The sequence below is a fragment of the Enterobacter cloacae complex sp. IR5422 genome (assembly GCF_049238165.1).
In the GTDB taxonomy this organism is placed as follows: Bacteria; Pseudomonadota; Gammaproteobacteria; order Enterobacterales; family Enterobacteriaceae; genus Enterobacter; species Enterobacter roggenkampii.
This window is the reverse complement of sequence record NZ_JBMKHT010000070.1, coordinates 1-12,869: the sequence shown is the minus strand read 5'-3', so window position 1 is coordinate 12,869 and position 12,869 is coordinate 1. Positions and strand designations below refer to the sequence as shown.

Genomic DNA, 12,869 nt, shown 5'->3' with positions numbered 1-12,869 from the left:
TCTGGCGGCGTTTACTGGAAAACTCACTGTCGGCAAAAGTCAGTTGCTGGCTCATCCGGTTACTCATTCTGGGTTCAGGTTACAACACGATGATCTCACATCTCGGACTTATTCGCACCTTCCTTAATTGTTTTGCCGCAGCAGATCCCAAAATTGGTGTTAACGAAGCCGCAATGATCTCCAGACTCTGTTTCGTTTCGGTGTAGCTTTCTGCGGTCTGACGATCCACCCCTTTGGTGACCATGAAATAGTTAAACATGGCATCTTTCACCTGCTGCTGATTCTGTTCATCAACGCTAGTGATATCAAGGAGATTGACTATCTGCCCATACGCATCAGCGTACTGTTGGCTATAATTCGAGTTATAAGGGCCATCTTCATACCCCTCTTTTGAGGCAATGGCTTTTAGTCTTGCACCAGCACACGCTGAGCTTCCCGCGTTACCATTACCGCAGGCATCAATAACGTCTTTATCGCTGGCAATATCTTTTTCAATCAATGCATCATATTTCGGCTGCGCCTTTTCGCACTCTGCCGGATCTTTCCTGTTTTTAAGCGTCTGTTTTGCTATCTCAAGCTCAGTTTTCTCAGGCACGCTAAGATAGTTATTCTCAACAATAACATTTTGGGGATTCGTATCAGATTCACTGTCTAAAAAATGACGACTCTATATTTTAGCACTGCGTTAAAAATACAACTTCATACTCACGCTAACTTATTAAAAGAAAAGAATAATCAGGCAAGATACAATCTTGCGACGGGTATGGGGATTTTGAGGTGAGAAGCAGGCTATCGTAAAATAGCCTCCCGGGATGAGTTCAGATATTTCCAAACAGTATTGCGAAAAAAAAACGCCGCAGGAGCCGGGATCTTCTCAAGCCATCATATTGTTTAAAATCTGGTCTATATCATTAAGTAAGGCACAGACATCTTCTTTAGAAGCCCCAATCCTGGTTTCAAATTCAGGAACAGAGATACCATTACAGATTTCATTTAAAGCTGAATTCAGGATCAATAATTCATTTTCATCAATGGTTAATTGAGCTTGTTTCCCAGCAAGAGATATTACATCCATTCATCACCTCAAATTATCGAAGTACGCCCTACCGTTTACAGGCCTAAAAGCGGTTCCACCATCTGATGCTTTAGGATTGCGGATTACAACAGTTCCTGTAGATTGATCCCAATAAGCTGACCGACCATTGCTCAGCTCTTTAGTAGATGTAGGATTCTTAACATCATTTTCAATGTGTCGTGCAAACCGAGCTCTTGTTCTTATACCCAGGCCAGTGAACTCACCTTGCTGAAGAACGTGTTTCTCAAAAGCATGCCCGCTCGCAATTTCTTTACCAACTAATTCAGAACTTAAATTCTTTCCATTAGCTGAGTTATGAGCTTCGTTGTTCCGCGCATTCTCCTCATCCTGCGGTTCCCAGCCGCCCGGCGTTCCTGAACCAGCCCCACCATATTCAGCCTTCTCGTTATCCGTCATGTTACCGGCAACGTTGGGTTTCGATTCCTGATTTGAATCATCCGAAGAACATGCACGCCCAAAGCTACACTGAGTGGCTTTATCAATCGCATCAAACAGATCATCCACAGCTGATGCTATTTTGTCATTGGCGTTTTTGGTGACCTGATCTCCCGGGCTTACCGGAACCCCGGGAACAGGCACCGGAACCGGAGGAGCAACACTCAGCGTGTTATTCTCTACAACAACTCTCTCTGGTATGGACTATGGTGGCGAAGGCGATTTTTCCCTGTCCTTTCTGTGAGTTACAATCGTTCTTCCCTGCTGAACTTCCGGAACGGCAACTTTTTGCGCTGTTAAGCGTTTTTGGCCCTGCAGACGCTACCGCCCGGCCGTGACACCTAGTCTGCTACCCCACAATCATATCAGTATGAAGACGTGATGCCACGACACACGCCTCAGAAGCGTCTGTCAGTAGCTGAATAGTTCTATCGTTCTTTTCTAATCAAAGAATCATATTTCCCAAATTCGGGAAATCGATCATAGTTCCCTACCACATCAGAATAAGTTTCACTTCTCTCTGAAGTATTTTCAGAAACATTATCCTCTATAATTATAGTATGCCCATCTTCTTTAAAATGGTACGTTGTCCCATTGATTACTATGTCAGTATCGCCATCATACTCTCTATAAACCGCCATTGATAGAAATAATGTTTCAACACCCAGCATTTGGAAATTGTAGAGAAGATATTCTCTTAAATGTTCATCAAGAAAACTTACACTTACCCACCCACTATTCCTCATTATATTAATGAAGCACGACGGAGTAGAATCAGAACCGATGAGAACCGTATAAGCGTCACCAGCCTCATGTTTTTTATAAGCTTTTTTCTCCATCCATAAGTCAATTGGCTCCTTATATCCAACTGACCATGTTTTGCAATAATAAACATTTTGGCTCATTTATACACCTTACCATTTGTATCACGAATCACCACACCAGATTTCCTAGCAGTATCAATTATTGATTGCGGAATAGGTTTTGCCTGCGGAGGGACTTCTAGTATATTTTTCCCTTTCAATAAGCTGCCTCCAAGATCTCCACTGGACGGAACATTTGCAACTGTAGCGCCAGCAGGATACTTATTCACAGCCTCCCGGATATAATTGGTCGCCGTAGCCTCTGTGACATCAGCAAATTGTGTGAACTTACGTGACACTATCTCACCTGTAGCCGGGTTATACGAATCAACACGATAATAGTCGTTTCCGTTAGGTTTGTTCACATACAATTCATTGTACGGATAATTTTTAGACTGTTCTGCGTTAAACTTATTACCCGCCTGAACATTCTGCAACCATTCGGGCTTGGCCGATATCGTTTTGCCTGGTGTTGACGCGCCAGCTTTGCCCATCCCGCCGGTCACTGCACCAAGCACCGCCATTGCCAGGATTTCAGACTGCTGTTTGTCCATGCCATACCGGCTTTCCAGCTGGCTCGCAAACTCGGTACTGGTAACGACACCTTCCGCTTCCATCTGCTGTGCCCAGAATGAAGATAAGTCATTCTTCATTTCTGCCGGAACATCAGCATCAAACAGACCGTCAAGCGCCTTACGAACCAGCATGCCATTAGCCGGGATATCACCGTATTTCTCTTTACAGGCTGACGGGTTGGTGGAACAGACCGCAATCATTTCTTTCTGTTGATTGAGACTCAGATCCTCCATTTCCTTGACGATCTTATCGCAGTCGCCGCGAGCCTCACAGCCTTTGGCTTTTGCTGCAAAACCACCAATTTGATCAGCACTCAGCGCGTTATTCTCAACAACAACTATTTCCGACGCAGGTTGCTGTGATAAAACCAGCTTTTCCCTGTATTTTCCGTGAGTTACAGGCCATTTTTGCTAAGGCATTTCTACAGCAGCAACTTTTTGCCCCGACGCGCCTTTTTCGCCAGAGTAAACTACCTCCTCGACGACAGTCGGGGATGTTTACTCGATAATTAATTTTCTTAAATGTTTTAAGCTAATGTCATTAACATCCATTTTAAGGTCATTACAAATATTTATTGCTAAATCGTACTCAGACTGACTAATCGGTACGTCATACTCGCTTAAATGATCGCAAATCGTTTCAAAAGCTAACCCTCTTTCACCATGCCCTACATACTCAATGGCATCCTGGAGTATTTCATTATCTAAGCGCCCCTTAAAAAGGTCGCCAAAAAAAACTATTTTATCATCTAAATCAATCATTTAAACACCCATCTTATTTAATATTTTATAACTGCTCGGCATCGGTCCATTATCAGGAAAGGCTATAACAATTTTCCCTGTAGCAGGTTGGTAAACAACCCTAGTTCTTACGCCATCCCTAGTTTCATAGGACACCCAGTTAGCAGGTTTCCCTTTACTGGTGTATACACCCCCAGTCCCCGTTTGAGCAAACCATTGTGTATCAGGAGCAGTAGCAATATCACCAACAGCATGTACTACTTTGTCTGTAGACCAATCTTACGACGGGTGTGGGGATTTTGAGGTGAGAAGCAGGCTATCGTAAAATAGCCTGCCGGGATGAGTTCAGATATTTCCAAACAGTGTTGCGGAACAAAAAAACGCCGCAGGAGCCGGGATCTTCTCAAGCCATCATATTGGCTAAAATCTGGCCTAAATCATTAAGTAAGGCACAGACATCTTCTTTAGAAGCCCCAATCCTGGTTTCAAATTCAGGAAAAGAGATACCATTACAGATTTCATTCAAAGCTGAATTCAGGATCAATAACTCATTTTCATCAATGGTTAATTGAGCTTGTTTCCCAGCAAGAGATATTAAATCCATTCATCACCTCAAATTATCAAAGTACGCCCTACCGTTTACAGGCTTAAAAGCGGTTTCACCATCTGATGCTTAATGATTGCGTGACCTGGCCGTTTTGGAGTACCGTCGCGGACGGCGGTACTCCAAAAACACATCTTGTCTGGAAGTGAAAAATGCAGGGCAAAAAAATCCCGCGGACAGTTGGCAGGATTTGTACTCACACAGGTAGCCGAGCAAGTAAGCTATTTACCTTTTCCGTATCTTCCGGGTGAAGCCGCAAATACTTTTCACTTGCAAGTCGTACGTAGTGATAGCAGATTTCTTCACTAACGATAGTAGTATCTGCTTCAGAGGGAGGATAACCAACAGCAAATTCAACACCTTCAAAATGTTCACTTTCGTCATAACTTTCCATATCAGGAAAGAAGCAGTAAACCCCATCTCTCATAAATGAATGCTTTTTAATAATACTTTCAATAGACATCAAGAAAACACCATCATTATACATGAGGTCAAAGTAAGTTTTTATGACCACGTCAGGGTCTGATTTTATATAAGGTAAATCAAATAAAAATTTCATTCATTTAATCCTATTTGGGATGAAAGTTTGTGACTCGACCTGTATTTTTATCGAGATAAACTCTAAAATTCAACCCGCCAGCTGTAGCATCATATGCTGACTGGCCATTGCGCATTGCATCTCTTTACCCTTTTCATTGCAGCCTCTTGCTCAAGATCTAACATTACTTTGGCAGTATATATTTTCGGATCATAGATAGTTTTCTTTACTGGACTTGGTTTATATTCTCCAGTTAAATCCCCGGCGCGATCTTTGGTAGGAACTAAGTATTCAACTTCAGAAATACCTTTAACATTTGTAGGTTTCTCGCTTACGATTTTTACGCCATATTTTTTAACGGCATCATAAAACGCATCAGCATTATGCCCACCTGAGATCCCACTCTTTTACGTAAACCCATCAACCGTTGCCAGATGTTTTGGTTGATCAATTCTGATGCTCATCCCATCAGGATAAGTGATTGTCGTCATGCCCTTCTCTGTACTAGTTTTATATGGCAGCGAATTTCCGCCATACTGACCGCCAGGATACTCTACATCTTTAATATCCTTACCCGGTTTTACTGAATACTCGCCATCGCCAGCAGTCCATGTGATCGACGGATTTTCAGGAATAACTTTGTCTACTTTGGAAGTGACTTTTGCAACAATCTTCTCTGTCAGAGCCGTACCTGTTTTTGCAACACCAACACCACCGGCGACAGCAGTAATGAGATCGGACATGAGTTTACACGCCTCAAGACCTGCATTGTACGCACCTCCCGCACCTGCCCTCTGATACTCTGATACTCTGATACTCTGATACTCTGATACTCTGATACTCTGATACTCTGATTCCATCAGATTGATACGATCAATATAACTTTGTTTAACGGCATCCGACATCGTACTGGACATGTCGTCGCTCGTGATTAATTGCTTAATTGCATCATAAGTGGCGGCAGGATTTGTGACGGCTTTCGATAAACTCTCGACGGAATCACTAATCCCCTGAGGAACACCAACCAGCATACCAGCCCCGTAGGCGGCCTCCTGCCCGATATCAATAGCATCCCATTTAGCACCGACTTTCAACTGACATGAGGTGTTACCTTTACAGGCATCAAACTCTTTATCCCACTCAGAACGTTGTTGGTTGCTAAGATAGTTATTCTCAACAACTCGTTCCGGTGCACATTGCTGCGATACACATGATTTTTCATTTTATTTCAGTGGCTTACAATTTGTTTCGCCTGCTGTACTTCCGGCACAAGAACGTTTTGCCCTGATGTGTATTTTGCTAGTTGACCAAATATTTCCTAGCAAGCGAACACAGTATAATCCCCACGACTGGTTGTAATAATATACCCGTCGATGTGGCCGGGATCTTACTGCTATTCAGGGAACTAATTGGATCGGGAAGGTTACTTTCCTGCCTTCAATGTAATCCCATATTATTTTATGCAACTTATTAAAAATTGAAGATTCATAAGGCATAAACTTCATTAAGAACGAGTGCAACTCGTCAGAACTGACCACCTTTATCTCCCCAACTTTTTTCACTTCTGCTGAGAAAATTTCTTTATTATCAATACAGTTAAAATACAAAATGACTTTCTTATCCTCTTCCGAATATAAAATATCATTTATATATAATGAATTACTGGTTGAAGACGGCGTTTCCATTCCAAGTTCCTTTAAACTCTTTATCTGTCATTTTATAACTGGTTCCTTTCCACGGATCATAGATAGATACATTTCCTTTACTATCTGTACCCTTAACAACAACCCAATGCCCAATTTTGCTACCCTGATCCCACATCATTGCACTCCATGAACCTGTTTTGTTCAAAGCATCATAGGCTTCAAAACCAACAAATCCTCCACTCCAGCTACTTCCACTATTTTTAGCCAAATCTCTAGCTAACTGTTCAGGGCTTTTCAGTCCAGTACCTATTTGAGTTTGATCAACAAAGATATTCCTATCATTCAGCATCATTTCACCGCAAGCACCGCCACAACCCGTTGGCGTTGATTGTTTCACTACATTTGGATCGACTATTTCATCCAGCACATTCCAGTTTCCACCGGCTCCGCCCTTGGGTGCAACGGGCTTAACAATAACTTTTGCCGTCGAGCTTCCTGAAGGAAGAAGCTTCGCCGGTATCAAAGCGCCAGATAATACCCCTGCAACATTCTCCAGCGCTTTCTGGTCACCATTCCAGGCTTTCACAACAGTCGTCTTGATGCCTTCCCACGCATCACCATTCATGATGCTATCCAGTACTTTCGCTGCTGCTGCATCTTTCTTCGCAATATCACTCTGCGCCTGGCTACAGTAGCTATCCCCTGTCGCACAGGCGGTTAACGCTGCTACCATATCAAACGCTGTATCGCCGCCCAGCACGGCTAAGTCGCCGGTTTCAGCAGCAACATTGACCAGACCATTCGCAATCTGGGAAACGGTGTTCTTACCCAGCTTGTCCCTGATCTGGTCCTTCCACCATTCCTTGCTCTCTTTAAGCGACTCCCGGCCTTTATCCCCGGCCATCGGGTTATTCTCAGCTATTATTCAGGCCATGCCAACCCATCACTGAATTTTTCATGCCAATATTTTCTTGAGTAAAAATCATCCCTGTCCAGATGGTATATTAACTCTTGTATCCTTTTCCCTGGCTCATATTCATATTTGTATAACATAGTAGCAAGTTCAGATTGCATACGAAAGAGTTCATCAAATAGAGTCTGTGCATTATCAAAATCGGTGCTTCCGATCTGATGAATTAACGATTCAATACATTCCTCATACAACCGAAGGTTACGTTTTATTGATAAAACAACATCTCGATACATCTCAAGATCTCGTTGAAATTCAGGCCAAATATCCATTTACCGCCTCCTTTTATTTAGCCTTGACTGGTTGAATATGACCAACTTGTCCCGTTTTCGGGTTATAGATCATTTCAAGACCAGCACCTTCATATCTTAAGTAGCCTGGTGCGCCTCTAGGATCCGGCTCAATTTTCGGATTGCTATTCAAAACTTCTCTTGCTTGCACGAATGGCGCAGGTCTGCCTTGCGCCCATAATTTCTCATAATAACTTTTGCTGAATTTCATTCCATCTACAGCATAAAAATCACCATCAAAGGATATTTTTTTCCCAACACCAAGGTAGCTTAATTTATTTGATGCAGCTTGCCCTATAAGAGGCGTTACCGAAGCCGCAATGATCTCCAGGCCCTGCTTCGTTTCGGTGTAGCTTTCTGCAGTCTGACGATCCACCCCTTTGGTGACCATGAAATAGTTAATCATGGCGTCTTTCACCTGCTGCTGATTCTGTGCATCAACACTGGTGATATCAAGGAGATTGACTATCTGCCCATACGCATCAGCGTACTGTTGGCTATATTTCGAGTTATAAGGGCCATCTTCATATCCCTCTTTTGTCGCAATGACTTTTAGTCTTGCACCTGCACACGCTGAGCTACCCGCATTACCATTACCGCAGGCATCAATAACGTCTTTATCGCTGGCAATATTTTTTTCAATCAATGCATCATATTTCTGCTGCGCCTTTTCGCGCTCTGCCGGATCTTTACTGTTTTTAAGCGTCTGTTTTGCTATCTCAAGCTCAGTCTTTTCTGGCTGGCTCAGATAATTATTCTCAACCGTCGTTTTGCCCGCCTGGGCCGCCGCTACCGCATTCGCGCTGCTGTCTCCGACAAGCCCGCCAGCCAGACCAGAAGCCAGTGTCGCCAGCGCAGATACCGCCTGTTTTTCTTCCTCGCTCAGTTCGCTGACCTGTTTGCCAAAACCGTCAACCGCAATCTTACCAGCCAGCTCACCCACCGCCGCACCGGCTGCGGCCGACGCCGCATCTCTGCCGGAAGCGGCTGCAAGTGCGGCGTTGACAACCGCATGGGCCAGCACGCGTCCCTTAAGATCCTTCTCCGGGATGGCATTCGCGATGGCATTGGCGATATACGGCGCGGCACCGCCCGCAATCGCAGCTTTAATATCGCCACCTGCCAGCGCCTGAATGGCCGCCGTTGCTGCCGTGATGGCGCGCTGGGTGCTCTGCCCCGTTCCCATGCCAGACTGGTTAAACGCTTCGTTATAGAAGGTCTGGTACATCTGGTCATGAATCGCCTGATCGGTAACCTCTTTACCGACTTTTTTCAGCTGGCTGATGGCGGCGTTACGCGCATCGCTGCCAGCGGTTTTCATCTTCTCGTTGGCCGCTTCCGTGGCCGCAATCTTGCCGTTAGTGCGCGCAATATCCGCAACCTGATTGCCGATCTCGCCAATCATTTGCGCGGTTTGCAGGCGTTTCTGCTCTTTCTCTTTGTTAAAGATCGTGTCGATGCTGCCGTTGGCATGGTCAGTGTCACGGCTGAGCGTGCTGACGTCCTGCTTCTGGTTAGCCTGGTCGCGAACAATGATAGCACCGTCGGCTACCGCTGACTGCGTGACCGCTGCCGCTAAAGCTGATACGTATCCTTGGCCAGGCCTTCCCCATCTGCGTGTTTTACAGCGACAACACCGGCGGAGTTCTCCGACGGCATCCTGCGCTTTCTGTACCTGGCGGTAGCGCTGTTAAGCCCGCGCCTACCGGCATTTATCGCGTTGAACGAACCGGAAAACTGACTGCATTCGCAGATGCTGCCCGCCGGCCAGCCGCTACTCGCAGATCTGGCTCACCAGCCACTCGCCGGAGCTGGCAAAGTTGATTGAGAAGCAGCGATCATTTCGCTGTATCAGCTGTCGAGGGTGGAGGGGGAGACGCGGGTGGAGAGGCTGGGGTAGCTTAACCCCAAAACTAAAATGGCCGCCAGAATTTTCAATCTGTTATCAATTTTCGGTCTGCCGAGTCTTCTGGCCGACAATTTTTACCTCAGCGTACCCTCTTCAACCGAGAGGGATAATATGGTTAATTTTACCAATCAACTAAAATTGTCCCAAAATAACTTATTCCTCAGAAAAAAGTTCTATACTCATGAGAAGAAATTATCTCATAAGCGTCACTCTGCATAATTTATCATTTTTATTGAACTGCAGATGCATCGCATAACTCTTTTCCTCATATTTTATCCAGCGATTCATATAACCAAGAAGTGCATCTTCCGCCCCCCCTGAAGATGAGGGCACTCCAAAATGATGAATAACCTCAGACTCAGAACAACCAAAAGATAACGGTAAATCACCTTTAAATTTGGAAAATCCTTCATCAGCCTCAATGTAAAAACTAATTTGGTCCACGATCCCATTATCCAATAAAAATAATATACCTGAACCGATGAATGAATAATATTCTCTATCACCTAAAACACTTTCATCACGTTTAGGTAATTCATTAAACTCTTGAGAAAGATGGATGAATCTTTCATCCATCTTCTGGCAGCCTAACATTTCGACAAAATCATTCCACATCAACATCACTTAATCACTCCAGTCTGACGATTTTTATCAATAATCTGTTTTATTGCGTCATCAACCTGCTTGGGATCATATCCACGCTCAATCATGTTACCTCTTAGCGCATCTGTATCCCTACATATCGCACCACAAAGATCAAGTGCATCTTGTTGAACTTGTTCTGGTGTATAGTCCGTCGCAGTTCTTCGCCTTAAACTCGTCAACCGCGTCTTTCAGTTGCTGCTGCGCGTCCTTGTATCTGTCCTCCGGCTTTTTACCCGTTGCCAGATAATCAGCAGCTTCACTGAGCGAGTTATTCTCAACAACAACTCTTTCCGATACAGTTATTGAGAATTTATGGATGATTTCCCAATGTAGTTAGGAGGTTACAGTCCATTTTTGTTAAGGAGTTTCGGCGCTTCCAATATTTTTCCCGGACGCGCATTTTTGGCCTGAATACGCTACCGCCCTAGAGTGACTCGTATCTGCCACTCCAGCATCATTCCAAAAAACTACAGCATCACTGCGAACGCCGAAGTTTTGGCTTTATATTTCAATTAAGAAATTCCTTTAATACATTGCCAGTATCAAAAAACTCTTTTGAGATCTTTACAATAAGTTAACAGTCTTTTGTAACCTGAGATTCCGGCCAGTAATCTCCAAGTATCACCATTCCTGTATCAGGTTAAGATGAATCCCAGTACGTTCTTATTTGATATTCATCTTTGACAATTTCACCTAATGTTATTAAGTAATAACCATTCTCCGTTCTGACCTGAAGCATTCCAGCGCTATCATCGCTATTATTAAGTATATCAAGAGTAAGGGTTCCTTTTCTTCCCTGAATTTGTTTAAACTGATTTAATACCATATCCCAATTTGAGATCTGTTTATTTCCACCTGTTTTGTCCAGTGTCCAACTCATTTTGAAAGTCATTTTATTCCCTAGCCTTGAGAGATTTCATGCCAGGCTGCCAGTAGAGAACTGATCATGAGAAGGTATAAAAGATAGAGCCTGAACAAGCAGGCTCATAAAACAATAAAAACATCACATTAGCTATACTTACTTTAACTGTAGCTTTACATTAATCCCAGCCAAAACACTTTCAACTTTATCAAAGAAAAACAGAACATCTTTCGGCGGATAATTTTTGAAGTAAATCTCAATAATTTTCTTTGTTTTCCCTTTAGATTTAGGGAAACTTTCTTCCATTTGCCCACTTTCTATAAACTCAATATATGAATTTATTTTTTCCTGTAACTTATACAAATGATCATTTGTGTTCTCACCCCAAGCCAGATGATCTGATATAGCCAGACTGATAGCGTCTGGCTCATTTTCAGTGATCCCCATAAAATCAATTTTATTAAGGTCTTCTACTGACATATTTAACCTTTATCTTTGCCTGGTCTTATCACGTCAATCTTTGTTGGTGGAATCACTGTCCCACCATCAAATCCGGGTTTGCCTACTCCCATAATCACACCACCACTATTTTCTATTTCTGGGTAGCCGATCTTTTGATTAGGCGTTAAAGGTGCTGTCTCTGAGCTTTTACATTCGACACAGAAAATATTCCCGCTACTATCTTTCGTCATAATATCCACTCTAACATTTACCCCACTTCCAGTTTTGATTGTAACCTCTCTGGCTGAATCGGTCATTCCCTGTGAATATTTTTGATAAATGCTATCTTCGAATGCTTTTCCCTGATCATAGTTCTGGCGAATTTGATTCGCTGGGTTTGGAGATAGGGTGCCATTTTTTGACGTGCTATCAAAAGTATAATAACTACCATTATTACTGTAAATAGCGTTACCCGATGAGTCTGTTTTCCCTGTATTGGTATACATGCCACCTTTCGGACCTACCACATCTCCACGACCTGTAGGAGTGTAACCAGAAGGTAATCGAACCGCAGAACCAATAGGCACTCCAAATCCTGGCGCATAAGTGATCGGATTTCCGGCTTCATCCCGTTCAGGTTCCAGCCCTGGATTCATAGGGATAATTTTTATATGCCCATTACCAAGCTCTTTTTCGTGCTCTTCTTCCTCATGCTCAAACGGACTGTGTTCACTGAGCGAGTTATTCTCAACCGTCGTCTTGCCCGCCTGAGCCGCCGCTACCGCATTCGCGCTGCTGTCTCCGACAAGCCCGCCAGCCAGACCAGAAGCCAGTGTCGCCAGCGCAGATACCGTCTGTTTTTCTTCCTCGCTCAGTTCGCTGACCTGTTTGCCAAAACCGTCAACCGCAATCTTACCAGCCAGCTCACCCACCGCTGCACCGGCTGCAGCGGACGCCGCATCTCTGCCGGAAGCTGCTGCAAGTGCGGCGTTGACAACCGCATGGGCCAGCACGCGTCCCTTAAGATCCTTCTCCGGGATGGCATTCGCGATGGCATTGGCGATATACGGCGCGGCACCGCCCGCAATCGCAGCTTTAATATCGCCACCTGCCAGCGCCTGAATGGCCGCCGTTGCTGCCGTGATGGCGCGCTGGGTGCTCTGCCCCGTTCCCATGCCAGACTGGTTAAACGCTTCGTTATAGAAGGTCTGGTACATCTGGTCATGAATCGCCTGATCGGTAACCTCTTTACCG

General features: G+C 44.3%; 14 protein-coding genes and 5 pseudogenes. 1 reads left to right on the top strand and 18 read right to left on the bottom strand.

The window, feature by feature from the left end; genetic code table 11:
* Positions 1-100: 100 nt before the first annotated feature.
* From ACOTXT_RS21265 to ACOTXT_RS21200, 14 genes and pseudogenes are all read right to left on the bottom strand, one after another.
* Positions 101-616 (bottom strand): annotated as a pseudogene (locus ACOTXT_RS21265) (DUF6862 domain-containing protein); the annotation flags it as partial.
* A 258-nt stretch (positions 617-874) separates the two neighbouring features.
* Positions 875-1,075, bottom strand: a complete 201-nt coding sequence (locus tag ACOTXT_RS21260) for a hypothetical protein (protein ID WP_055322484.1) — start codon at positions 1,073-1,075, stop codon at positions 875-877.
* A 3-nt stretch (positions 1,076-1,078) separates the two neighbouring features.
* Positions 1,079-1,600 (bottom strand): hypothetical protein, encoded by a 522-nt coding sequence (locus tag ACOTXT_RS21255; protein WP_192850823.1) that lies wholly within the window; start codon positions 1,598-1,600, stop codon positions 1,079-1,081.
* Between the two features lie 359 nt (positions 1,601-1,959).
* Positions 1,960-2,436, bottom strand: coding sequence for a hypothetical protein (locus tag ACOTXT_RS21250; RefSeq protein ID WP_055322486.1), 477 nt, complete (start codon positions 2,434-2,436; stop codon positions 1,960-1,962).
* The gene (locus ACOTXT_RS21245; RefSeq protein ID WP_071946183.1) at positions 2,433-3,203 is read right to left on the bottom strand and encodes a hypothetical protein; all 771 of its coding nucleotides are present in this window, start codon (positions 3,201-3,203) and stop codon (positions 2,433-2,435) included. Before ACOTXT_RS21245 ends, ACOTXT_RS21250 begins: the two co-directional genes overlap by 4 nt.
* Positions 3,204-3,467: 264 nt before the next feature.
* Positions 3,468-3,731, bottom strand: coding sequence for a MafI family immunity protein (locus ACOTXT_RS21240; RefSeq protein WP_055322487.1), 264 nt, complete (start codon positions 3,729-3,731; stop codon positions 3,468-3,470).
* Positions 3,732-3,977, bottom strand: a pseudogene (locus ACOTXT_RS21235) (hypothetical protein); the annotation flags it as partial.
* A 136-nt stretch (positions 3,978-4,113) separates the two neighbouring features.
* The gene (locus tag ACOTXT_RS21230) at positions 4,114-4,314 is read right to left on the bottom strand and encodes a hypothetical protein (protein ID WP_055322508.1); all 201 of its coding nucleotides are present in this window, start codon (positions 4,312-4,314) and stop codon (positions 4,114-4,116) included.
* A 196-nt stretch (positions 4,315-4,510) separates the two neighbouring features.
* Positions 4,511-4,873 (bottom strand): ribonuclease toxin immunity protein CdiI, encoded by a 363-nt coding sequence (cdiI, locus tag ACOTXT_RS21225; protein WP_074166983.1) that lies wholly within the window; start codon positions 4,871-4,873, stop codon positions 4,511-4,513.
* Between the two features lie 10 nt (positions 4,874-4,883).
* Positions 4,884-6,036, bottom strand: a pseudogene (locus ACOTXT_RS21220) (CdiA family toxin C-terminal domain-containing protein); the annotation flags it as partial.
* Positions 6,037-6,249: 213 nt separating this feature from the next.
* Positions 6,250-6,537 carry a hypothetical protein gene (locus tag ACOTXT_RS21215; RefSeq protein WP_021242384.1) on the bottom strand — a complete coding sequence of 96 codons (288 nt, stop codon included), beginning with the start codon at positions 6,535-6,537 and terminating at the stop codon, positions 6,250-6,252.
* Positions 6,512-7,402: a cysteine peptidase family C39 domain-containing protein gene (locus ACOTXT_RS21210; protein ID WP_021242383.1), complete on the bottom strand. Its 891-nt coding sequence runs from the start codon at positions 7,400-7,402 to the stop codon at positions 6,512-6,514. The genes ACOTXT_RS21215 and ACOTXT_RS21210 overlap by 26 nt, the downstream gene beginning before the upstream one ends.
* A gap of 17 nt (positions 7,403-7,419) precedes the next feature.
* Positions 7,420-7,740 (bottom strand): hypothetical protein, encoded by a 321-nt coding sequence (locus ACOTXT_RS21205; RefSeq protein WP_021242382.1) that lies wholly within the window; start codon positions 7,738-7,740, stop codon positions 7,420-7,422.
* Positions 7,741-7,753: 13 nt separating this feature from the next.
* Positions 7,754-9,328, bottom strand: a pseudogene (locus ACOTXT_RS21200) (VENN motif pre-toxin domain-containing protein); the annotation flags it as partial.
* A gap of 5 nt (positions 9,329-9,333) precedes the next feature.
* Between ACOTXT_RS21200 and ACOTXT_RS21195 the strand changes: the two are divergent.
* Positions 9,334-9,658 (top strand): annotated as a pseudogene (locus tag ACOTXT_RS21195) (AAA family ATPase); the annotation flags it as partial.
* Positions 9,659-9,859: 201 nt separating this feature from the next.
* Here the strand turns inward: ACOTXT_RS21195 and ACOTXT_RS21190 are convergent.
* The 4 genes from ACOTXT_RS21190 to ACOTXT_RS21175 form a co-directional block, all read right to left on the bottom strand.
* The gene (locus ACOTXT_RS21190; RefSeq protein ID WP_269325740.1) at positions 9,860-10,291 is read right to left on the bottom strand and encodes a hypothetical protein; all 432 of its coding nucleotides are present in this window, start codon (positions 10,289-10,291) and stop codon (positions 9,860-9,862) included.
* A gap of 661 nt (positions 10,292-10,952) precedes the next feature.
* On the bottom strand, positions 10,953-11,192 hold the full coding sequence (locus tag ACOTXT_RS21185) for a DUF6911 family protein (protein WP_228861646.1): 240 nt from the start codon (positions 11,190-11,192) through the stop codon (positions 10,953-10,955).
* A 138-nt stretch (positions 11,193-11,330) separates the two neighbouring features.
* A complete protein-coding gene (locus tag ACOTXT_RS21180; protein WP_021242376.1) occupies positions 11,331-11,654 on the bottom strand; it encodes a DUF6572 domain-containing protein in 324 nt (107 codons plus the stop codon).
* A 2-nt stretch (positions 11,655-11,656) separates the two neighbouring features.
* The coding region (locus ACOTXT_RS21175; protein WP_421625435.1) for a VENN motif pre-toxin domain-containing protein at positions 11,657-12,869 on the bottom strand (1,213 nt) is incomplete at its 5' end.